Origin of the sequence: Halorhabdus tiamatea SARL4B (assembly GCF_000470655.1) — an archaeon.
Taxonomy (GTDB): Archaea; Halobacteriota; Halobacteria; order Halobacteriales; family Haloarculaceae; genus Halorhabdus; species Halorhabdus tiamatea.
Window position 1 is genome coordinate 742,676 of sequence record NC_021921.1, and the last position, 24,513, is coordinate 767,188.

Annotated in this window: 26 protein-coding genes; 19 read left to right on the forward strand and 7 right to left on the reverse strand. The window is 64.0% G+C overall.

The window, feature by feature from the left end:
- The first annotated feature begins 63 nt into the window (after positions 1 to 63).
- Together hemC and HTIA_RS03885 are read left to right on the forward strand one after the other, a co-directional pair.
- On the forward strand, positions 64 to 1,182 hold the full coding sequence (hemC, locus tag HTIA_RS03880) for a hydroxymethylbilane synthase (RefSeq protein WP_008526357.1): 1,119 nt from the start codon (positions 64 to 66) through the stop codon (positions 1,180 to 1,182).
- A 30-nt stretch (positions 1,183 to 1,212) separates the two neighbouring features.
- Positions 1,213 to 1,947, forward strand: a complete 735-nt coding sequence (locus tag HTIA_RS03885; protein ID WP_008526356.1) for a uroporphyrinogen-III synthase — start codon at positions 1,213 to 1,215, stop codon at positions 1,945 to 1,947.
- Between the two features lie 62 nt (positions 1,948 to 2,009).
- Here the strand turns inward: HTIA_RS03885 and HTIA_RS16590 are convergent, their stop codons facing one another.
- Positions 2,010 to 2,231, reverse strand: coding sequence for a hypothetical protein (locus HTIA_RS16590; protein ID WP_044950681.1), 222 nt, complete (start codon positions 2,229 to 2,231; stop codon positions 2,010 to 2,012).
- Positions 2,232 to 2,403: 172 nt separating this feature from the next.
- Here HTIA_RS16590 and HTIA_RS03895 point away from each other — a divergent pair, with 172 nt between their 5' ends.
- The 5 genes from HTIA_RS03895 (at position 2,404) to HTIA_RS03915 (ending at position 7,681) form a co-directional block, all read left to right on the forward strand.
- Positions 2,404 to 3,396 carry an IS5-like element ISHti8 family transposase gene (locus HTIA_RS03895; RefSeq protein ID WP_044950684.1) on the forward strand — a complete coding sequence of 331 codons (993 nt, stop codon included), beginning with the start codon at positions 2,404 to 2,406 and terminating at the stop codon, positions 3,394 to 3,396.
- A gap of 33 nt (positions 3,397 to 3,429) precedes the next feature.
- Positions 3,430 to 3,609: a hypothetical protein gene (locus tag HTIA_RS03900; protein ID WP_020936034.1), complete on the forward strand. Its 180-nt coding sequence runs from the start codon at positions 3,430 to 3,432 to the stop codon at positions 3,607 to 3,609.
- 95 nt (positions 3,610 to 3,704) lie between these two features.
- The gene (locus HTIA_RS03905) at positions 3,705 to 5,114 is read left to right on the forward strand and encodes a DHHA1 domain-containing protein (protein ID WP_008525617.1); all 1,410 of its coding nucleotides are present in this window, start codon (positions 3,705 to 3,707) and stop codon (positions 5,112 to 5,114) included.
- A gap of 402 nt (positions 5,115 to 5,516) precedes the next feature.
- Positions 5,517 to 6,500, forward strand: coding sequence for a PLP-dependent cysteine synthase family protein (locus HTIA_RS03910; RefSeq protein ID WP_008525618.1), 984 nt, complete (start codon positions 5,517 to 5,519; stop codon positions 6,498 to 6,500).
- Positions 6,497 to 7,681 carry a cystathionine gamma-synthase gene (locus tag HTIA_RS03915; protein ID WP_008525620.1) on the forward strand — a complete coding sequence of 395 codons (1,185 nt, stop codon included), beginning with the start codon at positions 6,497 to 6,499 and terminating at the stop codon, positions 7,679 to 7,681. Before HTIA_RS03910 ends, HTIA_RS03915 begins: the two co-directional genes overlap by 4 nt.
- Before the next feature lie 42 nt (positions 7,682 to 7,723).
- Here the strand turns inward: HTIA_RS03915 and HTIA_RS03920 are convergent, their stop codons facing one another.
- The gene (locus HTIA_RS03920) at positions 7,724 to 8,770 is read right to left on the reverse strand and encodes a phytoene/squalene synthase family protein (RefSeq protein ID WP_008525621.1); all 1,047 of its coding nucleotides are present in this window, start codon (positions 8,768 to 8,770) and stop codon (positions 7,724 to 7,726) included.
- A 99-nt stretch (positions 8,771 to 8,869) separates the two neighbouring features.
- Between HTIA_RS03920 and HTIA_RS03925 the strand changes: the two genes are divergently transcribed.
- The 4 genes from HTIA_RS03925 to HTIA_RS03940 all read left to right on the forward strand — a co-directional run bounded on the left by HTIA_RS03925 (position 8,870) and on the right by HTIA_RS03940 (position 11,494).
- Entirely contained in the window at positions 8,870 to 9,508 is a 639-nt protein-coding gene (locus HTIA_RS03925) for a chemotaxis protein CheC (RefSeq protein ID WP_008525622.1), read from the forward strand.
- A gap of 63 nt (positions 9,509 to 9,571) precedes the next feature.
- Positions 9,572 to 10,021, forward strand: a complete 450-nt coding sequence (locus HTIA_RS03930; RefSeq protein ID WP_008525623.1) for a CopD family protein — start codon at positions 9,572 to 9,574, stop codon at positions 10,019 to 10,021.
- Positions 10,022 to 10,109: 88 nt separating this feature from the next.
- Complete coding sequence (locus HTIA_RS03935) at positions 10,110 to 10,502, forward strand: 30S ribosomal protein S6e (protein ID WP_008525624.1); 393 nt, start codon at positions 10,110 to 10,112, stop codon at positions 10,500 to 10,502.
- Between the two features lie 116 nt (positions 10,503 to 10,618).
- The gene (locus HTIA_RS03940) at positions 10,619 to 11,494 is read left to right on the forward strand and encodes a CheF family chemotaxis protein (RefSeq protein ID WP_008525625.1); all 876 of its coding nucleotides are present in this window, start codon (positions 10,619 to 10,621) and stop codon (positions 11,492 to 11,494) included.
- 21 nt (positions 11,495 to 11,515) lie between these two features.
- Here HTIA_RS03940 and HTIA_RS03945 read toward each other — a convergent pair whose 3' ends face one another.
- The 5 genes from HTIA_RS03945 to HTIA_RS03965 form a co-directional block, all read right to left on the reverse strand.
- Positions 11,516 to 12,379, reverse strand: coding sequence for a CheF family chemotaxis protein (locus HTIA_RS03945; protein WP_008525626.1), 864 nt, complete (start codon positions 12,377 to 12,379; stop codon positions 11,516 to 11,518).
- 169 nt (positions 12,380 to 12,548) lie between these two features.
- Complete coding sequence (locus tag HTIA_RS03950) at positions 12,549 to 13,775, reverse strand: HEAT repeat domain-containing protein (RefSeq protein ID WP_008525627.1); 1,227 nt, start codon at positions 13,773 to 13,775, stop codon at positions 12,549 to 12,551.
- Position 13,776: 1 nt separating this feature from the next.
- Entirely contained in the window at positions 13,777 to 14,592 is an 816-nt protein-coding gene (locus HTIA_RS03955; protein ID WP_008525628.1) for a CheR family methyltransferase, read from the reverse strand.
- Positions 14,593 to 14,629: 37 nt separating this feature from the next.
- Positions 14,630 to 16,633: a chemotaxis protein CheA gene (cheA, locus tag HTIA_RS03960; RefSeq protein WP_008525629.1), complete on the reverse strand. Its 2,004-nt coding sequence runs from the start codon at positions 16,631 to 16,633 to the stop codon at positions 14,630 to 14,632.
- 5 nt (positions 16,634 to 16,638) lie between these two features.
- Positions 16,639 to 17,700 carry a protein-glutamate methylesterase/protein-glutamine glutaminase gene (locus HTIA_RS03965; protein WP_008525630.1) on the reverse strand — a complete coding sequence of 354 codons (1,062 nt, stop codon included), beginning with the start codon at positions 17,698 to 17,700 and terminating at the stop codon, positions 16,639 to 16,641.
- Positions 17,701 to 17,957: 257 nt separating this feature from the next.
- On the opposite strand from HTIA_RS03965, the gene HTIA_RS03970 reads away from it, so the two are divergent.
- The 8 genes from HTIA_RS03970 to HTIA_RS04005 all read left to right on the forward strand — a co-directional run bounded on the left by HTIA_RS03970 (position 17,958) and on the right by HTIA_RS04005 (position 24,409).
- Positions 17,958 to 18,383 carry a chemotaxis protein CheW gene (locus HTIA_RS03970; protein WP_008525631.1) on the forward strand — a complete coding sequence of 142 codons (426 nt, stop codon included), beginning with the start codon at positions 17,958 to 17,960 and terminating at the stop codon, positions 18,381 to 18,383.
- A 137-nt stretch (positions 18,384 to 18,520) separates the two neighbouring features.
- Complete coding sequence (locus tag HTIA_RS03975) at positions 18,521 to 19,246, forward strand: RAD55 family ATPase (protein ID WP_008525634.1); 726 nt, start codon at positions 18,521 to 18,523, stop codon at positions 19,244 to 19,246.
- A 205-nt stretch (positions 19,247 to 19,451) separates the two neighbouring features.
- Complete coding sequence (locus tag HTIA_RS03980) at positions 19,452 to 19,787, forward strand: winged helix-turn-helix domain-containing protein (protein WP_008525635.1); 336 nt, start codon at positions 19,452 to 19,454, stop codon at positions 19,785 to 19,787.
- A gap of 128 nt (positions 19,788 to 19,915) precedes the next feature.
- A complete protein-coding gene (locus HTIA_RS03985) occupies positions 19,916 to 20,200 on the forward strand; it encodes a DUF7521 family protein (protein ID WP_020936037.1) in 285 nt (94 codons plus the stop codon).
- A gap of 222 nt (positions 20,201 to 20,422) precedes the next feature.
- Entirely contained in the window at positions 20,423 to 21,031 is a 609-nt protein-coding gene (locus HTIA_RS03990; protein WP_008525640.1) for an archaellin/type IV pilin N-terminal domain-containing protein, read from the forward strand.
- Between the two features lie 96 nt (positions 21,032 to 21,127).
- The gene (locus HTIA_RS03995; RefSeq protein WP_008525644.1) at positions 21,128 to 21,784 is read left to right on the forward strand and encodes a DUF7500 family protein; all 657 of its coding nucleotides are present in this window, start codon (positions 21,128 to 21,130) and stop codon (positions 21,782 to 21,784) included.
- Between the two features lies 1 nt (position 21,785).
- On the forward strand, positions 21,786 to 22,298 hold the full coding sequence (locus tag HTIA_RS04000) for a hypothetical protein (protein ID WP_008525645.1): 513 nt from the start codon (positions 21,786 to 21,788) through the stop codon (positions 22,296 to 22,298).
- Positions 22,295 to 24,409 (forward strand): hypothetical protein, encoded by a 2,115-nt coding sequence (locus HTIA_RS04005; RefSeq protein ID WP_008525646.1) that lies wholly within the window; start codon positions 22,295 to 22,297, stop codon positions 24,407 to 24,409. The genes HTIA_RS04000 and HTIA_RS04005 overlap by 4 nt, the downstream gene beginning before the upstream one ends.
- The last annotated feature ends 104 nt before the right edge of the window (positions 24,410 to 24,513 follow it).

Sequence of the window (24,513 nt, forward strand, 5' to 3'; positions counted from 1 at the left end):
CTGGAGTCACGCCGCCAACGTCGAGCGGTGAGGTTATCCCGCTCGGCCGTGGACACACGGCTAATGAGCAGCCGTGCCACGACGTTCCGGTTGGCCACGCGCGGGTCGGACCTCGCGCTCCGCCAGACCGGCGCGATACGCGACGCCCTGGAGAGTCGCCGTCACGAGGTCGAACTCCTCGAAGTCGAGACGACGGGCGACGAGCTTCGCGACGAACTCATCCATCGCCTCGGCAAGACGGGCGCGTTCGTCCACAGCCTCGACGAGCGCGTCCGGGCGGGCGAAGCCGACGCCGCCGTCCACTCGCTGAAGGACGTCCCGACGGAGGATCGCGAGGGGCTGACCGTCGCCGCGGTGCCCGAGCGCGCGCCGGCGAACGACGTCCTGGTCACACCCGACGGGACCGAACTCGACGACCTTCCGGAAGGCGCGACGGTCGGGACCTCCAGCCTTCGCAGGCGCGCCCAACTGCTCGCCGAACGCCCGGATCTCGACGTCCAGCCGCTGCGGGGTAACGTCGACACCCGCGTCGAGAAACTCCTCGCACCCACGCTGACGGCCGAGTACACAGCACGGCTGGAGGCCAAAGAGAGCGAGGACACCGCCGAAGACGGAGACGACGAGACGAAATCGACGGGCCGGACGTTCGAGCAGTCCTTCGAGGAGTGGTTCAACGGCCTCGCCGAGATCGAACGGTCGGCCACCGAACGCGACGTCGAGACCGAATACGACGCGATCGTCCTCGCCGAAGCCGGACTGGATCGGCTGGGACTGACCCATCACCTCGACTACCAGGCACTCCCCGACGAGCAGTTCGTTCCCGCGCCCGGGCAGGGCGTCGTCGCCGTCGTCACCGAGGAGGGCGAGACGGCAGAAACGATCCGTGATCTCGTCGACGACGCACGCACGCGCGTCGAAGCGACTGTCGAGCGCACGATCCTCGAAACGCTCGGCGGCGGATGTGTGGCCCCGATAGGCGTCCGCGCGCAATTCAGGGGTCGTGTCGTCACGACGACGGCTCGGGTCCTCGCACCCGACGGAACAGAAGAGATCACGGACCGGCGATCACTCCCCGTCGAGAGCCATCCCGAAGCCGCCCGCGAGATGGGTGAAGACCTCGCTGAGGAGGGAGCAGCTGAACTGATCGAACGCGCCCGCGAGGTCGCGGAGGACGACGAATGAGACCGAGCGTTCGGTGGTCGAGGAGGACCGATGACTGAGGACAGACCGACCGCCGCCGTCTTTCGCCCGGACGACGAGCGACTCGCGAGAGCGGTCGAATCACTCGAATCGCTCGGCGTGAAGCCGATCGCCGACCCGATGCTCGCCGTCGAGCCGACCGGGAACCTCCCCCGAACGGACGCCGACGCCGTCGTCTTCACGAGCAAGACCGGGGCCGAACTGGTCGCCGGCGAGTGGACCCCCGGCGACGCGACGGTGTGTGCGATCGGTGAGCCGACGGCAGACGCACTTCGAGCGAACGGCACCGAAGTCGACGTCGTCCCCGAGACGTACTCCTCGACGGGACTGGTCGAAACCCTCGGCGAGCGAGTCGACGGGTCGCGAGTCGAGGTCGCACGCAGCGACCACGGCAGCGACGTGTTGCTCGACGGGCTGGAGTCGGCCGGCGCGTACGTCCACGAGACGGTGCTCTATCGACTCGTCCGACCCGAAAGAGCGGGCGAGTCCGTCGAACTCGCTGCCGATGGCGGCCTCGACGCCGCGCTGTTCACATCGTCGTTAACTGTCGAACACTTCCTGGCGATCGCGACGGAACGGGGCCACCGGGAGAGAGTGCTCGACGGACTGGCCGACGCCGTCGTCGGTGCGATCGGCGAACCGACGCGGGAGACCGCCAGCGACCACGGAATAGAGGTCGACGTCGTCCCCGAGACGGCCGACTTCGAGTCACTGGCCGCGGCAGTCGTCGAACGGCTCGATCGGTAGGTTCCCGAACTATCGCGAAGCCGTGGGAACAGGGCCGACCCCAACATTCATGTCTCGCGTGGCTACACGACCGGAAGTATACCAACGTCGTCATCGAGGTCGCAAACGAGTGTGACATCAACTACGACCACGACATCCTCCAGCCAGAGCGCATCACTGAACTGATCGATCGCGTCCGGGAGACCGACCGCGACGGCCACCGCTACCCCGTCGGGACGAGTTTCTCGGGTGGCGTGGTCCCGACGGACGACGTGATCGACGCGTCGGATCTCGTGCTCCTCCACGGCAACAGCGTCGACGATCCCGAGCGAATCCGGGGGATGGTCGCCGAAGTTAGGTCGTCACCGGCCTACGAACCGATGCCGATCGTCTTCAACGAGGACGATCACTTCCGTTTTGGCTCCGAGGAGCGTGTCATAGAAATATTCTCAGGGAAGGCAGCAGGGTGTTGGAACTGTGTCTACGAGCGCCAGCACCCTGCAAGACGTAACTTCGGTAGACGACTTCTTGAATGCGGCGGCTACCGAGACAGTACCGCTGTTCGAGCATCTTGAGTTCGAGTTTCTGCTGGAGTATGACGTGTTCGCCCCCTCGAAGCGGGGGCGAACACGAGTGCATCAGCCACCAGACCTCTTTCGCGGCTTTCTGCACTGCTACTACAAGGATGTCTACGGGACACGCCCGGTTGCACGAGAACTTCAGCACGGCCTCGTCTGGTACTATTGCGGACTCGACAAACCGCCATCAAGAGACACGGTTGATCGCTTTCTCACTGATCTCGAACACGTTATCGACGATGTCTTCGACAGTCTCGTCGAGCAGGCCGCCGCCCGCGGCCTGCTCGACTCCACGTACTCTATCGATTCGACACACGTTGAAGCGATTCAATACAACGATGCAGCGTCATGGAACTACGATCCAACGGCTGAGGAGTACTACTACGGCTTCGGCTGTACGATCGTCTCGACCGGCGCAAAGATCCCGATAGCAGCGGAGTTCACACAGGCCAAACAAGCAAACAAAGAGACGGCGATGCGCGTCACCCGTGACGCGCTCGCCGTCGATACACCGATCTGGATGCTTGGAGACAGCGCCTACGACATCCTCGATTGGCACGACCTCCTGCTGGCCGCAGGGGTCGTGCCAATCGCTCCGTACAATCCGCGAAACACCGACGACCCGAAAGACATCAAGTACAGAGTCGAAGACCGCATCAAGAAACATAGCGAGGACATCCGGCTGAAACAGTCCATCCTAGATGAGACGTACAACGACCGGACAGGAGTCGAACGAACCAACGATGCAGTCAAGGACTGCGGCCTCGGGCACGTCTGCGCCCGAGGCCGCGTCCACGCACGAACAGAAGTATTTCTTGCGCTGTGTCTCCGGATCGTCGTCGCCATCACCAACTACGAGCGAGGAAACGGACCGGGCTGTGAGAAGTTATGAGATGGATTCTATGACACGCTCTCCGAGAGCAACATGGTGGCCGCCCTCGAATCGGGGGCCTCCTGGGGGTACTTCGACCCCGGCGAGAACGACTACTGGCACGGCTACCAGTCACCGCCGGTCCGGTGGGACCCCAACACCGCCCGCAAGCGCGCCTTCTTCGCGTATCTCGACGGCGTGACCGACCCCGAGGGAGGGTATCCCCACGACTGACGACGCTGCCACGGCCAGCCACAATCACTATAGCGAAATACAGTTTATTCGTCCGATCCGGACGTTTTTATCGCTGTCCGAACCAAGCAATAGCGATGGCACCCGTGCCGAAACTCGCCGATCGAGCCGCGGAGTGTGCCGAGCGCCTTCGAGCGGCCGAGGAGGTGCTCCTGGCCTCGCACATCGACGCCGACGGGTTGACGAGTGCCGGGATCGCCGCGACGGCCCTCGAACGCGCGGGGATTCCGACGACGACCGTCTTCAAGAACCAGCTCGACGACGAGGAGATCGCCTCGATCGCGGCGCGAGACGTCCAGACCGTGTTGTTCACCGACTTCGGCAGTGGCCAACTCGACGCGATCACGAAGCACGAACAGCGGGGTGACTTCGAGCCGATCGTGGTGGATCACCACCAGCCGGCCGACGCCGAGACGCGCTATCACCTCAATCCGCTACTCGAAGGGATCGACGGCGCGTCCGAGCTCTCGGGGGCTGGGGCTAGTTATCTACTCGCACGCGCGTTGGAAGGTGACGAACAGGACAATCGGGACCTCGCGGCGCTCGCCGTGGTCGGTGCCGTCGGGGACATGCAGGCAGTCGGCGGTGAACTCGTCGGCGCGAACCGGGCGATAGTCGCGGACGGCATGGACGCGGGCGTGCTCGAAGAGGCGACCGACCTTGCCCTGTACGGCAAACAGACCCGGCCGCTGCCGAAACTCCTCGAATACGCGGATCAACCCCAGATTCCCGGGGTTTCAGGCGACGAAGCCGGCGCGATCGACTTCCTGGAATCGCTCGGGATCGAACTCGAAACGGAAGGCGAGTGGCGTCGATGGGTCGATCTCGCCGCCGCAGAGCGCCAGACAGTCGTCAGCGGGCTCGTCCAGCGCGGTGTCGAACGTGGCGTCCCGGCCGACCGGATCGAGTCGCTCGTCGGCACGACCTACACACTCTCAGCAGAGACGCAGGGCACGGAACTCCGGGACGCGAGCGAGTTCTCGACGCTGCTCAACGCGACAGCGCGGTACGAACGGGCCGACGTGGGTCTCGCCGTCTGTCTCGGCGATCGCGAGGAGGCCTTAGAACGCGCCCGTCGATTGCTCGCGAACCACCGACGGAATCTTTCGGAGGGCCTCGAATATGTCCGGGAAAATGGCGTCGAGTCGGGCGAGCACGTCCAGTGGTTCGATGCCGACGACGCCATCCGGGAGACGATCGTCGGGATCGTGGCCGGGATGGCGCTCGGCCTCCCCGGGGTTGAGCGCGACCGACCGATCGTCGCCTTCGCCCGGAAGTCCGAGGACGAGCGAAAGGTCTCAGCTCGTGGGACCGCCACGCTCGTCCGCCAGGGGCTGGATCTCTCGAGTGCGATCCACGCGGCCAGTGTCGCTGTCGGTGGTGACGGCGGCGGCCACGATATCGCTGCGGGCGCGACGATCCCGACGGATCGCCGAGAGGAGTTCATCGACCGGCTCGAGAGCGCTATCACCGAGCAACTGACCTGAGATCCTTGGACAGCGATGGATAATCCGCCAGTGAGCTGTCTGTCTGCCACAACATAAATCACATTACGCTATATCAAATACTGTGAGTCCCTGGCGCTGCGAACGGGGTAGCTGCGGACAAAGCAACGCTGTGAGTGTGGTTCGGCGATTCCGAAAGGAAAGCGGCATAAATGGCTGACTCGTTTCTACCAGTATGGGTCGAACCCATCCGATCCCCCACGCGAGACGAGCACAGCGTGGACGGGATCAAACGACGCCACCCCGCCGAAAGCGGCGGGCTCGACAGGCACGGGTTCACGATCGACGCTCCTTCTCACCGTCTCTCGGCTGTTGTCGCTGTTGGTGAGTCCGATCCGCGGCGGTTCGCACCGGTGACGAACGATTCGAACACAGCCCAGAGACATGACGACACATCACGAACCTGCGACGTCCGTACTCGAAACGATCGGCCGAACACCCCTCGTCGAACTCGATCGCGTCGACGGGGTGGAGCGATACGCGAAGTTGGAGACGTTCAACCCCGGCGGCAGCGTCAAAGATCGGATCGGCAAGCACATCGTCGAACAGTTGCTGGAACGCGGGTCGGTGCCGCCCGGCGGGACGATCGTCGAGCCGACGGCCGGCAACACCGGCATCGGCATGGCGATCGCGGCCAGCCAGTACGACCTAGATGCGATCTTCGTCGTTCCGGCGGGATTCAGTCCGGAGAAGGAACGACTGATGTCGGCCCTCGGCGGCGAGATCGTGCACGTCCCTGGCGAGGACGGGATGGACGGCGCGATCGAGCGCGCACACGAGATCGCAGCAGAAGACGAGGACGCCATCGTCCCCCAGCAGTTTGCGACGCCGCTGAACGTCGAAGCACACTATCGAACGACCGGGCCGGAAATCGTCGAGGCCCTCGACGGGGAGATTGGAGCAATCGTCGTCGGCGTCGGCTCCGGCGGAACGCTGACGGGGATCACCCGGACGGTCCGCGAGGCGGTCCCGGGTGTCCACGTCGTCGCCGTTGAACCGGAAGGGTCGACGTTCGGGACGCTGCTCGGAAAGTCGCGTGAAGAGGGGCCCTACAAGACGGAAGGGATCGGCACCCACGACCCCGAAGTCACGGAGTTGCTGGAACCCGCCGAGATCGACGACTTCGTGACGGTCAGCGACCGTGAGACCCACGCCGAAGTACAACGTCTCGCCGCCGAAGAGGGTCATCTCGTCGGGTCGAGTTCCGGCGCAGCGAGTGTGGCTACCCGACGGGTAGCCGCGGAGATCGCTCGCGACGAACGCGACGCGCCCCACGACACCGTCGTGACGGTGTTCCCAGACGGGAGCGAACGGTATCTCTCGAAGAACATCTACGGCGCGTTCGACGAGTGGGAGGGAAAGAAATGAACGACGAGCGTGACGGCGAAGCCGACAGTGGCACCTTCGAGACGCGGGCGATCCACGCCGGCTGGGAGCCAGATGCGGAGACCGGGGCCATCATGCCGCCGATCTACGCCTCCTCGACGTTCGCCCAGGACGCCCCCGGCGAGCACCGCGGCTACGAGTACTCCCGGACGGGTAATCCGACCCGGACAGCACTCGAGGATAACCTCGCCAACCTCGAAGGTGGGTCTCACGGGCGGGCCTTCGCTAGCGGGATGGCTGCGATCAACACCGTCCTGAACCTGCTTTCAGCCGGCGATCACGTCGTCGTGGGCCAGGACGTCTACGGCGGGACCCACCGACTGTTTACCCAGGTCTACGAGGACTACGATCTCCGGTTCTCGTTCGTCGACGCGACCGACCCCGACGAGTTGCAGACGGCGATGACACCCCGGACTGCGCTCGTCTGGATCGAGACCCCGACGAACCCCCTCATGCGGGTGCTAGACATCGAGTCTGTCGCGCGCGTCGCTCACGACCACGACGCGCTGCTTTCCGTCGACAACACGTTCGCGACGCCGTATCTCCAGCGCCCGATCGAGTACGGGGCCGACATCGTGGCCCACTCGCTGACGAAGTATCTCGGCGGTCACTCCGACGTCGTCGGCGGGGCCCTGGTCACGGACGATCCCGACCTGGACGAGCGACTGGGCTTCTATCAGAACAGCGTCGGGGCGACGCCCGATCCCTTCGCGTGTTTCCTCGTCCTGCGGGGCATCAAGACACTCCCGGTCAGGATGGACCGTCACTCCGCGACCGCCCGTGAATTGGCGTCCTGGCTTGCCGATCATCCGGCCGTCGAGACGGTTCACTATCCCGGTCTGTCGTCACATCCACACCACGACGTGGCGACCCGGCAGATGGACGACTACGGCGGCATGGTGAGTTTCGAGCTCGACGCCTCGCTGGAAGCGGTCGAGACGTTCGTCTCGAAGACGGATGTATTCACGCTAGCCGAGAGTCTGGGCGGGGTCGAAAGCCTGCTCGAACACCCGGCGTCGATGACCCACGCTGCGGTGCCCGCCGACGAACGACGCGAGAACGGCATCACGGACGGCCTCGTTCGACTCAGCGTCGGTCTGGAAGGTGTCGAGGACCTCCGAAACGATCTGGCGCAGGCACTCTCGGTCGCGATCGATCGATAGCGCACGCAGGATCAAAGTCCGTGGGCGGACGACCGGCCGTCTTCACTCGACTACCAGGGAGTACGGTTTCCGGGCGATCGTCGCCCGGAGATCGCCCAGTGCGTCGACGCCAGTATCGCCGGCCGCGGTCATCACCGCAAAGACCTCCTCGCGATCCACTTTGACCCCTGATTCAGTGAGCGCGTCTCGGGGTCGATTGTCGAGTTCACGGAGCGTCCCGACGCTCAACAGATACGGCACCGACCAGGCCGAAAGCGTATTTCCGTGAGAGAGCGGCATCGTTTCGAGATACGACTGGGCGTCGTCGAGAAACGATCGGGCTCGCGTGGCCGTGCGCTGGACGACCCAGGCGACCGATTCGCGGTTGCGCTCGGCCAGGACGTGTTCCTGCTCGACGCCCGCCTCGGCCAGCCAGGTCGCCGGCAGATAGACGTTGTTCTCCTCGTGGTAGTCGGCGTGGACGTCCTTGGCGATGTTGACGAGCTGTAGAAGTCGGGCAAACGAGCCAGCCGTGTCGTAGAGTTCCTCGGTCCGGTCGGGGGAGACCCCATTGGGGGTGAGTAGATTCGTAATCAGCGTTCCGACCGTTCCGGCGGCGTAGTGACAGTACTCCTCGAGTTCCGGGTAGTCCTCGATCCGGAGGCCACCGGCCTTGGCGTGTCGTGAGAGGAAGTCGGCCATCCCATCGACCATCTCACGGACGGGTGGAACGATCGCCGCCCTGGCGTCCGCCGGTTGTTCGGCGAACGTGGCCCAGACGGTCGGCGCACGCGCGACAACCGTCCAGTCGTCCGAGCGCGGAGGGGCCGGAAGCCACGGATCGACTGCGGCACGGAAGTCCCGCATCGTCGTCGGACTGTCAGGGTCGACCGCGGCGTCGTAGGTGATCAGCAACGAGACCTGCTCGTCCGGTGGAATGTGGCTGGCGTCCTCGACGGTGTCTGCGATCCGACAGAGAAGATAGCCCAACCCGATCTGGGACGCCATCGGTTCCTCGAGGGCCTCGACGGTCAGGGCGAACGTACGCGATACCCCCTGGACGGCCTCGTAACACCACTCGGCGTCGGGGGGCGGGCGTCCGGAATCCATTGAGATCAACGATTTCGCGTAGGTCCCCCGGGGGCAAAAATCCGTGCCCCGCGAGACACAATCACTAAGTGTTCGATTGGAGTGGGTAGGACCGACCAGATGCCCCTGCTCATCGACATCAGGAAGTTGCGGGTCATCAACCAGCTCATCAAGGCCGGCGCGGGCAACGCCGCCACCTCTCTGGGAGAACTCGCCGGCGTCGAATCGACCGTCGAGATCAAGAGCCTGGCGTTCGTCGAACCGCCGGACATCGCCCGTGAGATCGGCACGGACCCGATCTACAGCGCGAGTATAAGGCTCAACGAGCCCCCCTACGGCGTGTTTTTGCTCACGTTCTACGAGGAGACCGCCCGCGAGATGGCCGAGTTGCTGACCGGGACGACGGTCGAGTCGGAGTTCAACCAGCTCCAGAAGAGCGCGCTCCAGGAGGTCTGTAACATCCTCACCTCCGGGTTCATCGACGGGATCGCCAACACGCTCGGAACGACTATCGACATGGGGACGCCGACGCTCCGATTCGCCGACGGCGAGGAGATCGCCGAAGATGCCCTCTCACACGTCCGGGTGGACTCGCTGTCGATCGTCCTCGACAGTCTCGTGGACGTGACCGATCGGGACGCGGCGTTCAAGGTCCGACTGTTCTTGATCCCTGACCCAGGATCGTTCGTCAACCTGCTGGACCAGCTCGACCTCGGCGAGATCGACGAGTCGGATACCGAAGCGGACCCTGTGTTTTGATCGGAGTCGAGTGCCGCTACCGCTTCCCGTGTTTTGATGAGGATCGGAACCATTGGCCCGGCTATGACACTCGCAGACGTGGTCGTGGCCGGATTGCACCTGCTGTTCGCCGCCGTGTGGGGCGGAAGCGTCGTCTTCATGGCGATTGCCGTCCTGCCGGCAGCCAGAGAGGGGCTCCTCGACAGCGAACCGCTCGCCGAGTTGACGAAACAGTTCAAGCGCATCGCCCGCGCGGGCGCAGTGGTGACCCTGTTGACCGGTGGTCACCAGGCGGCCAACGGCTACATGGACTCCCTGTTCAGTTCCACGCGGGGCCACCTCGTCCTGGGGATGGTCGCGCTGTGGCTCGCACTCGCAGCCCTCTCTGAGATCGGTGCGGCACGGCTGACCGACGGGACGAACGAGCGGAAGGTCCGGACGCCTGCTGCCGACGCGCGGCCGTTCTTCCTGGCGGCGTCGGTGGTCGCAGTGGCACTGTTCGTCGACGCTGGCGCGCTGGCAGCCCCCTGGTAGCTGGCTTCCAGCGAGATCCGACGAGGCGAACGCCCGAAAACCGCGGCGTTCCGACGGGCTTTTTTAGCACGGCCGGTTTGACTTGAGTATGGTAGACTTCACTGTCGCTCTAGCCGATCCGGACACAGGCGAAACCCATCAGGTCGATATCGACGGACAGGACGCGAACCGATTCATGGGCCGAGAACTCGGTGACGAGGTCGACGGGAGTGCGGTCGGCCTCGACGGGTTCACGCTGGAACTGGCGGGCGGGTCCGACGACGCCGGTCGCCCGCTCCGTGAAGACGTCCGCGGAGCGGCTCTCAAGTCGATCCTGCTCGAAGGCGGGGTCGGTTTCAAACCCGAGCGCGACGGCGAACGCAAGCGCGTGACTGTCCGGGGTCGGGAGATCAGCGACGCAGTCAGACAGCTCAACGCGAAGATCGTCGACGCGGGCGACGGTGATGTCGCCGAACTGCTCGGTGAGGAGTCCGAGGACTGACGACAGATCGCTTCCTCGCAGTGCTGGAGGGCGGGAGACGCGTTCTCTCGATTGATATTCGCGCGTAACGCTCAATAGACGGGCGATCCTATCGCGGCGTAGACAGACGGCCATCCATGTCGGAATCAGTCATCGCGGATTTCGTCGCGACGTTCAACTCCGAGCGGTCGACCCGGGCCGAGCCGGTCAAAGGCCGAGTACTTCTCAGCCAGAAGCGGCTTGTACTCGCAGCCGACAACTCGAAGACGACGATCCCGCTTTCGACGATCTTCGACGTGGCCGTCGGGCACGTCCCGCCTGACCTCGGTGACTTCTTCGACTCGACGGTAACGGTGGCCTTCGAGAAGGGCGACGACCGGTTCGTCGCCGTCGTCGAGGCCGGCGACGAGACGATCGAGAAGTTCTCGACGGTGCTGTTCAAGGCCTTGCTCAACGGCACCGATGCGACAGTCCAGCACCCGGCCGAGATCGGCGGGCGAGTGACCGACGCCGAGTACGTCCCCGCGAAGCTGTTTCTCGAGCCCCAGGGCGTCAGGTTCAAACGCCAGAGTGGCTCCTTTACCGTGACGCTCGCACAGGTCACGAAGTTCGAGCGCTCGAAACGGGAGATATCCGGGTCCGAGCGGGCCGTCCTGGCCGTCCGGCACATGCCCGATGGCCAGGCGATCACGACCGTCGCAGCGATCCCCTCGGCCCGGAAGCTCAGCCTCCTGGGTCGGTATCTCCGGCTGGAGTACTCCGATCTGATGGGCGAACTCAAAGACATCGAGCTCACAGATCCCGAGATCGAACTCCTCGTGGCCGTCTACTCGACCGGCGACATGGAGGGGATCCCGCTCGCCAACGTCCTCGACCGGGAGGCAAGCGAGGTCACGATGCTGGTCAACGATCTCGAGGGGAAAGACTTGCTCACGGCCGGCGAGGAGGGGCCGACACTCACGCCGAAAGGACGTGTCGTCGTCAACCGACACCTCGAGGACGTCAACGAGTAACCGGCCGTTTCTGAACCGGTCTCACTGGTCGGCGATGACCTCGCTAGCGATCGACCGCCCGCGAGGTTTGAGTCCGACTTCCCGTCGGGTGCGCTTTTTGCGTACCACGCCCTGCTCGGCGAGTGCCTCGAAGATGTCCTCGACGTCCTCGACGTCGAGTCCGACGAAATCCGGAATCTCGAAGGGCGAGACACCAGAGTACAGTGCCATCAAGACTTCGAGTTCGTCGTCGCTCAACTCGACATCCGATTCGACGTGCTGATCGCCGGAGCGAAGCAGTGACGCGAGGATCGCGCAGTCGCTCGCCGACCCCGAGAGGTAGGTCTTGACGCTCGTCCCGTCGATGGCGTGTTCGACCTCGAGGACGCTGCGCTCTTTCTCGAAGACGGAACGTTCGGTCTCCGCGATGGTCCCGACGTCGTCGAGGTGGATCTCGACGAACTGGCCGCTGGAGATAGCGAGTTCGACGGAGTCCTCGCCGACTTTGATCCGGGCTTTCTCCCAGGCAGCGTCCTGGACGACGCCACCCTTGACTGCAGGGTGTTTCGCGAGGACGACCTGCTGGTCCAGGCGGGCGCTGTAAATCTCGGCGGCAAATCCCTCGACGTCGGCCGGCGAGAGCAACAGGACGTCACGGCCAGTCTGGATCGAGACGTATCCCGAGACGTTGGCGATGGCCTCGTTGACGTTCTGTCGGGTCTTGACGCTCCGGACGTCTGCGAGTGAGATCGTCTTCTTGCCCTCGTTGCTCGCCAGTACCAGCCGTTTGTTCGAGAGCAGAATCCGGCCGGGGATCCACTCGACGTCGTTGAGTTTGCGTCCATTCTCGACTACCTGGACGAATTTGCCCCGGCTGTCGGCGAGTTTCCGTTCGCCCTCGCTCATCGATGTGCCAGCCCTGTATCGGGTAGTTGGAAGCCACTCGTATTAACGTCTCGGCCATCGGACCGCCGTTCGGCCACAGTCGCCCAAGTTGCGAGAGAGTCGATCACAGTCGCCCCCCGAGTTGCGAGAGAATCGATCACAGTCGCCCCCCGAGTTGCGAGAGAATCGATCACAGTCGCCCCCCGAGTTTCGAGATGGCCGAGAACGCGCGTTTGCGAACTTCCTCGTCGTCAGTCTCGTCGAGCAGGCCGTCGAGCGTCTCGCGCGCCCGCTCGCCGCCGACCTTCCCGAGCGCAAAGATCGCTTGCGTCCGGGCCTGGGTCGGCTGGTCAGTGTCAGTCGCGACGTCGAGCAGTCGCTCCTCGAGGCGGTCGGCCTCGAGTTCCGTCAGGCTCGTGGCGGCGAACTGAGAGGTCATCTGGTCGTCGTCGGCGAGCGCCGAGACCAGCGCGTCGATCACCCGTTCGTCCGGTTCGGTCACGACGCGACCGAGTAGCCACGCCGTGTTCCGGCGCTGGGCGACCTGCGTTCCCTCTTCTAAGATCTCGACCAGCGGCGCGACGACGCTGTCGTCGTCGGTCTCGCTCAACCGGTCGACGATCGTCTCGCGGATCTCGTGGCTCTTCTGAGTCGGGACGTTCGCGAGCAACTGGATGATCGAGTAGACGGCCGTCCGCCGGACGGTCGCCGCGTCGTCGCCCAGTGCTGCGACGAGCGCGTCGACGGGTGCGGCGTTGTCGAAGTTCCCGAAGGCGTTGACCGCGATCCGCCGTACGCGCTCGGACGAGTCGTCGTAGAGATCGAGCAGGGCCTGTAAGGCCTGGCGGTTGCCGATCTGGCCGAGCGCCTCGGCGGCCTCCCGTCGCACGACGACCGCGTCGTCAGTGAGCAGCGATTCGAGCGGGTCAGTCGCCCGGGGATCGCCGATCGACCCGCAAGCCCGGCCAGCACGGGCACGCACCCGCGGGTCGGGATCGCTGAACCGCCCGACCAGCGGTTCGATCGCGTCACTGTCGCCGAACTGTCCGAGGCCGTTGGCGGCGGCCATCCGCAACTCGGGGATGTCAGCGTCCAGTGCGTTGACGAAAGCCTTCGCACGGACCCAGTCGGCCTCTCCCCCCTCGAAGTCGACGCCGGCCATCGACTCGATGAGCGATTCGATGGCGTCCTGACCGAGTTCGTCGAGGGAGTCGACAGCCGCTGCCGTGACTGCGCCCGAGTCGTCAGTCTCGGCGGCCTGGACGAGCGCGCTCACGACGTCACGCCGGTCGGCGTGGTCGTCGAACTCCCCGAGCATCGACGCCGTGCGCGTCCGAACGTCCTCGTTGTCACTCTCCCGGAGGAGCCGAATGAGTTCCTGAACGTCGCCCTCGCGCTGGAGTTCGAACAGCGACATGCTACACCCTGGTGTAGATCCGACGCTGTTTGTCGACCGAGTCGAACGTCATTCGGCACTGACTCGGAATCGTCTCGGTCATCCCGATCATGAGGGAGCCGCCGGACCGCAGGGAGTCGCTGATGGTCTCGAAGATCGGTTCCTTGTACGACGAGTCGATATAGATGAGGAAGTTCCGACACAACATGAGGTCGAACTCGCCTTTCGGATCCCCGCGAATGAGATCGTGTTGCTCGAAGGTGACCATCTCCCGGATCGACTCTCTGACGGTGAACGTATCGCCGTCGCGATCGATGTACGGCGAGACAGAATCGAGGGGTTCGAGTTCGGCCTCGATGTCCGTCGTCTGGGAGGTCTCGTAGACGCCCGCGCGAGCTTCGGCCAGAATGTCGGGGTTGATGTCGGTCGCGAGAATATCGAGCCGTCGCTCGTCGATCTCGGGGTCGTCCCTCGCCAACATTGCCAGGGAGTACGGTTCCCGACCGTCGGCACACGGCGCGCTCCAGACGCGAACCGTCCGGCGTTGCTCGGTCAGCTCACGAAGGACGGGGCGGAGTCGCTCCCAGGCCTCCGGATTCCGGAAGAACCCGGTGACGTTGATCGACAGCGAGTCTAGGAGCGCGTCCTGTTCAGTGGCGTCACGTCGCAACAGCCGTTCGTAGGCGCGGTAGTCTTCGCTGTCGGTTCGACGGATCCGGGCCGTGATGCGACGGTCGAGATACGCATCGTTGTAGAAGTCCGACTCGAAGTCGAGTTCCGAGCCGATGTACTCGAGCAGCGAGGTGAACCCACGCTGTGATCCTGATCGGCGACTCATACTCGTCCTAGCAGTAGTTTGGGGTGCATCATTGTTCTCAAAGCGTCACAACATCGAGGATGTGGACGATGTTCCCGTCGCCGATGACGGCCGTTCCCGAGAGGCCGGGCGTCCCCGAGAGCAACCCCTCGAGCGGTTTGACGACGACTTCCTCCTGGCTGTTGACCTCGTCACAGTGGAGGGCGACCTTGCGTTCGGACTCCCGGACGCGGATCAACATGCCCTCGCCGTTTTTCGTCTCGCCGGGGACGTCGAAGGCCTCGTCGAGGTGGATGACAGGATAGATCTCGTCGTTGTGCTTGATGACCTCGTCGCCGTTGATCTCGCGGGCCTCGGTCGCGGCGGTGATCTCGTCGACGTTCTTGATCGGGATGCCGTACTGCTCGTCGCCGACCTGGATGAACAGGACCTTCACGATCGCCATCGTCACCGGGAGGCGAAGCGAGACCGTCGTCCCCTCGCCCGGCGTCGACTCGACGTTGACCGAGCCGTCGAGCTGGGAGACCGTCTCGTGGACGACGTCCATCCCGACGCCACGACCGCTCGTGTCCGTGACCTCCTCGGCGGTCGAGAAGCCGGGGTGGAAGGTGAGATCGTAGATCGCCGAGTCGTCCATCCGGTCGAGTTCCTCGGCCGAGCGGATGTCCTGCTCTAAGGCCTGCTCGCGGATGGCCTCGACGTCTAGCCCCGCGCCGTCGTCTTCGACGGCGATGACGACGTGATCACGCTCGCGGCGGGCTCGCAACTCGATCGAGCCCTCGCGAGGTTTGCCCTTGCGCTCGCGTTCCTCCGGGGGTTCGATCCCGTGGTCGACCGCGTTGCGAAGGATGTGCATCAACGGGTCCGAGATTTCCGTGAGGATCGTCCGGTCGAGTTCGATGTCCTCGCCCTCGATAGTGAAGTCGATCTCCTTGCCAAGATCCCGCGAGAGGTCACGTACGAGTCGGGGGAACTTCCCGACGACCTTCCGCAGCGGGATCAACCGCATGTCCATGACGGTGTTCTGGAGGCTGGCCGTGATCTTGTCGAGTTCGTTGAGCGTCTCGCCGGTCGAGTCGACGTTTTCCTGTTCTGCGGCCCGGCGAAGTTTGATCCGGCTGGTGACAAGCTGTTCGACCAGCCCGTGGAGGTCGTCGAGTTGGTCGACGTCGACCCGGACGGACTTGATCTCGTCGACGGACGTCTCGGCGGCACTCGACGTCGACGAGCCGTTGTCGGCCGACGCGTCCGCTGTATCCGTCGATTCCGCCGCCGCAACGGCTGCCGTGACGTCCTGGACGGTCGAGGATTCGACAGGCCCGACGTCGTCGAGTGCCGGCGTGACAGTCGATTCGTCGGCCGCGGCGAACACCGCAAACGTGTCCTCGAACTCGCCGTCCTCTATCTCCGCGGGCGTCGGATCAGTCGCCACGACATCGAGTGTGTCCTCGATGGCATCGAGGGCGAGCATCGCGTCGACGCCCTGCATGTTGCCGTCGCCGATGTCGATTTCGGACAGCGTGACCGATCCCTCCGCCGGGGATGGCACGTCGACGCGGTCGAGGATCGGTTCGACGTCGATCGACCCCGAGTCGGTCGAGTCATCGCCAGGGCCGTCCGAATCGGCGTCAGCGGCCGATCCGGACGACCCGTTTTCGGCGGCCGATCCACTGGCCCCGTCGGGACCGTCTTCCATGACGGCGCGGATCTCCTCGACCCGCTCGGTCGTGTCAGCGGTCGATTCGCCGTGCGCTTCGACCTCGGAGACGATCGCTTCGATCTCGTCGACGCCGGCGAAGACGAGGTCCATGATCTCCGGGGTGACCTCCATCTCGCCCTGGCGGATAGCGTCGAGTAAGTCCTCGATCGCGTGGGCGAGGTCGCTTGCGTCGTCGAAGCCCATCGCGCCGAAGTTGCCCTTCAGCGTGTGAGCGGTCCGGAAGATCGAATCCATCGCCCCCTGGTTGCTGGGGTCCGATTCGAGTTCGAGCAACGAGTTGTTCAACTCCGTGATCGCCTCCTCGCTCTCGCGGATGAAGGCGTCGAGATATTGATCGTCCATTTGCGTTAGTGCACCTCCGCGTTGATCGCGTCGAGAATCCGGTCTGAAAGCTCATCGAGCGGGCAAACCGTGTCGACTGCACCGGTCTCGACAGCCCGCTTTGGCATCCCGTAGACCGCCGAGGACGCCTCGTCCTGTGCAAGTGTCGTCCCACTGGCGGCCTTTATGGCCTGGATACCGCGAGCCCCGTCGGTCCCCATCCCGGTGAGGATGACACCGACCAGCGGGTCGTCGATGACCTCGGCGGCGCTCTCCATGGTAACGTCGACCGACGGCCGGACGCTATTGACCGGGTCGTCCTCGGTCAGAGCCACCCGGAGTCGACCGCTGCGGTAGTTCGAGACCTCCATGTGAGACCCGCCGGCGGCGACCAGCGCCTCGCCGCCGCCGATTCGGTCGCCGTCGCCGGCTTCCCGGACAGCGTACTCGCTGCGCTTGTTGAGTCGGGTCGCAAACCGGCCGGTGAAATCCGTCGGCATGTGCTGGACGACGAGGATCCGCAGGTCCGCGCCAACCGGGAGTTCCGAGAGGATCTGTTCGACGACCGTCGGCCCACCCGTCGAGGAGCCGATCACCAGCGTCGCGTTCTTGACGACGCTGTCCGGCGTGATCGACGGCTCGGAACGGCCGGGCTGGTGTCCCCCGCCGTCTCCCGTGACGTCGACCTCGGCGACCGACCGAACCATGTCGACGAGTTGGTCCTTCAGCCGGGACATCTCCATCGACACCTCGCCGCCGGGCTTCGTAAAGAAGTCGACGGCTCCCTTCTCTAAGGCCTCGAAGGTGACGTCGGCGTTCTCGTCGGTGTGAGCGCTGAGCATCAACACCGGCGTCGGCCGGGCGGTCATGATCTCCTCGACCGCCTCGATGCCGTTCATCTCGGGCATCTCGACGTCCATCGTCACGACATCCGGTTCGGACTCCATGACGGCCTCGACCGCCTCCCGGCCATCTCTCGCCGTGGTGACGACGTCGATTCCGCCGTCCTCGAGAATATCGGAGATAACGCTCCGCATGAAGTGCGAGTCGTCCGCGACGACGGCCCGAGGCGTTGATCGTGAGGACATGTTCGGTGTGGCGACTTTCGTGGCGGCAGGGTTAAATGTGACCGGACGGCGCGCGATCGTCACCGTGCCGGGGGGTTGTGCTTCCGGTGGAACTTTGCCAAACCGGGCAAATAAAGACACCGCCGTCGTAATCAACGTTGATAACCCGGTGGACACACTTAAGGGTATTTTGCCGAAAGCTCAGGTAGCAAACGCCGGCGACGCGTCGAGGCCCGGTCACCGGACGGCCCCGTCGCCGCCGTGGGAGAGACAGACAGATGTCAGATACGCTGGGCCAGGTACTCGAGTTCAAGCTCGGATCGGAAACGTACTGTGTGAGCATCGACCACGTCACCGAGATCGTCGACGTCGGCGACGTCACGAGCGTCCCGAACGCGCCGCGACACGTTCAGGGCGTGATGGACCTCCGGGGGCGGACGACCTCGATCGTCGATCCGAAAGTGGTGTTCGGGATCGGCGACGAGGGAACCGAGCGGCGGATCATCGTCTTCGATCCCGAGGTTATCGCCGACCAGGAGGCCGCCGGGTGGTTGGTCGACGAAGTCCATCAGGTCAGACAGATCGAGGCGGGGGACGTCGACGAGTCGCCCGCCGGTTCGGATTCGGCGTCGATCAAGGGCGTCGTCAAGCGCGAAGACGGATTCGTCATCTGGGTGGATCCGGTAGCCGTTCACGCCGAGTAGCTGGTGGCTTGCCGAGCCACGGCCGTGAGGACACACCCGGCGGCGTAAAGTAGTTACTTGAATGAGACGATCTGGAAGCCTTTTTTACGGGCGACAAACAACGTTGCATAGATGAGACCACGTACGGGGTATCCACGATGGTAGAACTCACCGAGACTGGGATCGACGGGCTCGACTCGATTCTCAACGGCGGAATCGTGCGAAACTCCACGACGCTAGTCGTCGGCACGCCGGGAGCTGGCAAGAGTATCCTCGGGCTCCAGTTCATCTACAACGGGGTCAAAGAGTTCGACGAGCGCGGGATCTTCCTGTCCTTCGAGGAGAACCGCGAAGATCTGACGGCCGCCGCCGAGTCGATCGGCTTCGACCAGTGGTCGGAGTTCGAAGACAACGGCGACATCAAGGTCTACGACAAACGCCGCCTGCTCCAGGAGAACAGCTTCACCGACACGCTCGATGTCCTCTTAGAGGACATCCAGGACGGCGAGTACGACCGACTGGTACTCGACTCCCTGGCGATGTTCGAGTTGTTCTTCGACGACGACGCCGAGCGCCGGACGTATCTCCTGAAGTTCACGGACATCCTGAAGCAGAACGGCCTGACCAGCCTGCTGACCAACGAGCAAGCCACCGTGTTTCCCGACAACGACATCGGCCTCGAGAACTTCCTGACGGACGGGAATATCTATCTGATCCAGACGCCGACCGAGTCGGGCGTCAATCGCTACGTCTGGGTCGCGAAGATGCGCAAGCAGGCCATCGAGACGGACATCTTCCCGATGGAGATTACCCACGGCGGCATTCAAGTCCACGACAACGCGAGCGCGTTCTCGATGATGAACGACTCCGAGTCGCCGCTGTGAGAGTGACGAACGACGCCACGTGAAAGCTACCGAGGCGTCGGACCAATTCACTGTCTGATACCCCGTTTTAAGGAGTGAAAACGAGAGATAGAAGCTCCGAAACACAGAATATCGAGACACGTGCACGAACGGAAGACGGGACGGGTTTCAGCACAGTTTCATCGTCGATACTTTTATTTTCGGCTGTATTCATTATTTGATAACGATGGCATCGGTCGAGTTACTCCGGACCCTCGGAAACAAGTACAGCGCCGAGATCTTGGACGCGACCGACGAACCGAAGTCGGCCCAGGACTTGAGTGACGAACTCGACATCCCGATCGCGACCTGTTATCGCCGGATCGACGAACTCACCGACCACGATCTACTCGAGCTACACGACAACATTCTCTCGGACGATCGCCGCCGGATCAAAGTATACCGTCGGAACGTCGACGCGATCGAAGTCGGCTTCGACGAATCCCTCGTCGTGGACGTAGAGGAGCGCTCGGAAGTGACGAACAAACTCGACGAAGCCTGGCGAACACTCTCGGAATCGTAAGATATACCGACGGTCCGGAACTCGAAACCACGCCTGTTGGGCGGTTGTACCGGGCCGCTATCCGCCGATTATCAAAGCAGATATTTTAGAGGAATGATTTAATATGGGTGCTCGGAAACTCACTGACAGTGCCAGTACTCGAACTCCTCTATGCGATTTTGACCCTCGTCTTCGTGGTCGCGGGACTCACGATGGTCGGGATGGCAGTTCGCGCGTACGCCCAGACGTCGCGCCGGGCGATGTTGCACCTCTCGCTGGGATTCGCCCTGGCGGTGGCCGGCGCGGCGGCCACGATGATCAGCGCCTTCGTGACCGGCTTCGAGGGCACGCGCGGGCTCCTGTTGGTCAACAGCGGCCTGACGACCTTCGGCTACCTGTTCGTGATGTACAGTCTCGTGACCTACGAGGCGTGAGTCAGACCAGGGAAGTGCACAGCCCCACACGAGAGGCCACCTGGGCGACCCCTCCGAGAAATTCGCCGTTTTGATCCTCCTGCCGTAGATTTTCATCAGTTGAACCAGTCGCTTTCGGGTGGCGATTCTGGTTTTCACAAGCGATAATTTGGAAGTTATTCTTAAGGGGGTGTACGAAAACGTTTCAGGTAGAGTCTGGGAGCAACCCAGGCGGAGCACACAATGTTCGAACGCAACAGCGACAAACCGAACGAGCGAGCCCAGGTCGGGATCGGCACACTCATCGTCTTCATCGCGATGGTGCTGGTCGCCGCGATCGCCGCGGGCGTGCTGATCAACACGGCCGGGTTCCTCCAGAGTAGTGCAGAAGAGAGTGGCGAACAGGCAGCCGAGCAGGTCACCAACCGGCTGGTAGAAGTGAACACTGTTGGGAGCGTCGGAAGTAGCCAGATAGAAAACGTCGACATGACGGTCCGGCTTGCCCCCGGGTCGAACGACGTTGACCTCGACGGCGTAACGATGCAGTGGGTCCAGGCCGGCGGGAGTTACAACCTGGTTTCAGACTCAATCACAAGTTCAGGAAACGAGGATGGGACGTTCAGCTACACTGAGCTCCGAGACGACGATAGCTCGGTGAGTTCCGACAGTACGCTGAACAACCGCGTTGACCGGGCGATCCTCAGCGTCGACCTGACGCAAAGTGGTGTCAGCAGCCCCATGGATGCCGGGGAAAGCGCAACGCTGACCATCAGTACGCAGTCCGGTGGCGAAACCACCATCACGCTGGTCGTGCCGGATTCGCTGACTGAGAAGTCCTCCGTCAACCTGTAGATCCGCCTTTCCTCTTTCGTTTTTTGGAACGGCGATGCGAACCCGATAGAGTCATCCGGCGACGGAATTATACCACGGCACAACGAACGATAACACATGCCACCAGGGGACGACAACGACGAAGACGACGGTCGCGTGCTCGCCCCCGAGGAGCTCGACATCTCCGAGGACGAACACGTCGCGGAGATCGAGGACGGCCGGTACGTCGTCTCCCCGAACGATCCGATCGGCGACGTCGACGGGATCGAGACGAACGAGACGACCACCGAATCGTCCCCCAGCCAGCCGGCAGGCGACGTCGACGAGGAACCCGAGCGGCAGTCGCCACCACCGTCGCACGAAGCCAGTGACACCTCGCAATCGGCGGGCGAGCCCTGGCAGGACGACGCCAGCGAGACGGCCGAACTGACCGAAGCCGACATCGAGGCGTGGCTCCGGGAGTCCTTCGAGACGGCTGATTCCCGATACGGGTTTCACGTGACCGCGACCTTCGACGGCCGGGTCAGTCAGCGCCGGATGATGTCCAACGACGTGGTGACGATCTTCGAGAGCCTGATCCTGTGGTACGCCCAACACATCGACAGCGAGACGCCCGTCGAGGAGATCCTCGGCATCCTCCTGACCGAGTCGAACGTCCCGATCAGCTACCCCACCGAGAGTCTCTCGGCGGCGATCAAATCCCGGGGGCTCGGCCCGGACGATTCGATCGGGGAGCTCATGGACGCCATCGGCGAGGACGGCTTCGAGCTCTAAGATGGGCCGAGCGTACGACCCGTTCGTCGGCGATCCGGTCGGGCTGAGCCAGCAATTGCTGCTCGGCGTCGTGATCGTGACGCTCCTGTTCTCCGGCCCGCTCGTCCCCGGGCTGTCCTTCGGCGGGGCCGGCCCGCCGGCGACGCTTGGGGACGGCAACGCGACGGTTGCAACCGTCGACGTCGATACCGACGCCGTTGGGATCACGCCGGGTCGCTTCGGAACCGACGTCTCCTACCTCCGGATCCCGGACGCAAAGCTGTCCATCGACGGTGTCGAGGGCGAGCCGCGACTCGTCTACCGCCTGGTCGTTCCGGAACTCGACGTCGACCACGCGGAGACGCGACTTCTGGCCGGCCCCGGCACGGTCACCGTCCGGCTGAGTGACGTGGCCTTCGTCCCCGGACAACTGTCGGCCCAGCGCTACGACGGGACGTTGCGCGTGCGCGTCCAGTCGCTATCGACCGATCGAACCGTGTTCAACGAGTCCGTCACGATCGAGGTGAGACAGTGAATCGGAAACCGATAGCCGGACTCCGCGGGTGGCTATCCGAACGTGGAGCGACGATCCGTCGCCGTGCTGTCCCTGTCCTGTTCGGCGATCGCGTCGGCTTAACACTGTTCCTGGGTGTCCTCGTCGTGTTGGCGGCCCTCTGGCGGGTCGGGTTTTTCATCACCGATACGTACGCCGTCGCGAACACTGTCATCAACCTCGCCGAGGGACGACTCAACATCGCCCGTATCGAGTATTCGCTGACGCTTGGCTCCCAGCCGGGGCTGTACGAACACGGCGGTCAGGTCTTCGGGCGTAACTACGGCCAGGCGGCGCTCGCAGTGCCGCTCTACTGGGTGCTCGAGGGGGCCGCCGCAGTCGCCGAGTTGCGGCTGGTCCTGGCAGGGGCATGGAGTCTGCTCCTGGCTGGGTTCGCCTCTCAGCTCGGGCGCGTGCTGGATCGGTCCCGCGTGACGCTCGCGGGAACGGTGCTCGCGGTGGCGCTCTTCGTGGCGAACGTCACGCTGTCGACGCCGCTGGATCCGCGATTGAACGGGCTGCTCGCGTTGCAGTTGGTCTCGCTCGTCGCGGCCGGGGTCGTCGCCGTCGCGCTGTACCGGCTCGGGACTGAGTTCCACGAGCAGCGAGTCGGCCTCGCCGGAGGACTGCTTGGCGCGCTCGCCCTGCCGATCGCGTTCTGGGCGACGATCCCCAAACGCCACGTCATGTCGGCTGCGCTGATCGCGGTCGTCGTCTTCGCGTTCGCTCGAAGCCGGAACGCCGAGGCGGATCGGCCGATCCGGTCGCGGGCGCTGGCCTACCTCGCGGTGGGCATGCTCGCCTGGTTGCACGCCGCCGAGGCGCTGGTCGTACTGGTAGTACTGGTCCCGTTCGATCTCGCGACGGCCCGGGACAACGGTCTCAGAGAGCTGGTCGTCATCGGCGTCGTATTCGTCCTCTCGCTGGTACCCTTTGCGGTGACGAACGTCCTCATCACCGGCTCACCGCTGACCGCGCCCCGGATGCTGTCGAGTCTCGGCGGGTTAGCGGAACTCGGCCCCGGCGGAGACGTCGTTGTCGACGGCGGTGGCGACCCAACCCCGACGCCGGACGGGCCGACCACGCCGGAACAGCCAACAACGCCGGGAGAACCGACGACACCAGGCGAACCCACGTCGCCGAGCGGGCCGACCGTTCCGGAAGGCCCGGACGGCTCCAGCGAGCCCGGACCGGGATTGTGGTCCCGGATAACGGGCCTTCTCGGCGGCGTCGTGGGACTGATCACCGGCGCGATCGACGGCACGATCGGGTTTCTGGCCGGGCTCGTGACCGCGGTGATCGTCGGCGTGAAAGTGACGGCGGCGCGACTCGGCGAGTTGTGGAGCTACGTCTCCCGGGGGATCGACATCGTCGTCGGCGACCTCGAGCGGTTCGGGTACGTCCTCGTCCGGAGTGGCCGCACACCCGGCGTCAACTACGCGATCAACGACCAGGAAGCGGTCGAGTTGGCTGTCCTCGAAGTCGCGCCCGTCCTCGGGACGCTGCTCGCGATCCCGATCGTCCTGGCGAAACGCGGGGTCAGAAATGGGGCGAGGCGACTCCGTCGGTTGCCGGGTGCGATACGGACGACGCCGCGATACCAGACGGACCTCTTCGTGGGAACGCTGGTGATCGCGTTTACGCTGCTGTACCTGCCGAGACTCCCGCTTTACTCCCAGATCACGATGCGGTATCTGGTCCCGAGTATGCCCGTCGCGGTCTACGGCGTGATGCGACTGCCGGCCGTCCGACGCGGTCTCACGGCTGATTTCCGGCCGTTCCTCGGGGCGTATCTGGGCAGTTCGGTGGTCGGGATCGTCGGCGTCAGCCTGACGTTCGTCGCGATCGACCCGGCGATCGGCGAGGCGATGCAGTTTCACGCGCTGGTGAACCTGGCGGTCGCGGGGGTCGCGACGCTCGTGATCGTCGTCGATACCGTCTTGGATCGCGACCTGCCAGTCGCGACGGCGGTCGGGGCCGTCGGCGGGGTCGGGACGACGCTGTACGTCCTCGCCGGGGTCGAGTACTTCACGTACGGCCAGTTCGTGCTTCCGGTCGCCGAGTGGCTCTCGACCGTACTACCGCTTTTTTAAGGGCTCTATCGCCAGATAGACCGAACGCTCGCCAGTTTGCTATCAAACGCGATAATGGTACGGAAGCATTTATTGGGGCAATTCGCCAATCTGCGAGGTAGAAC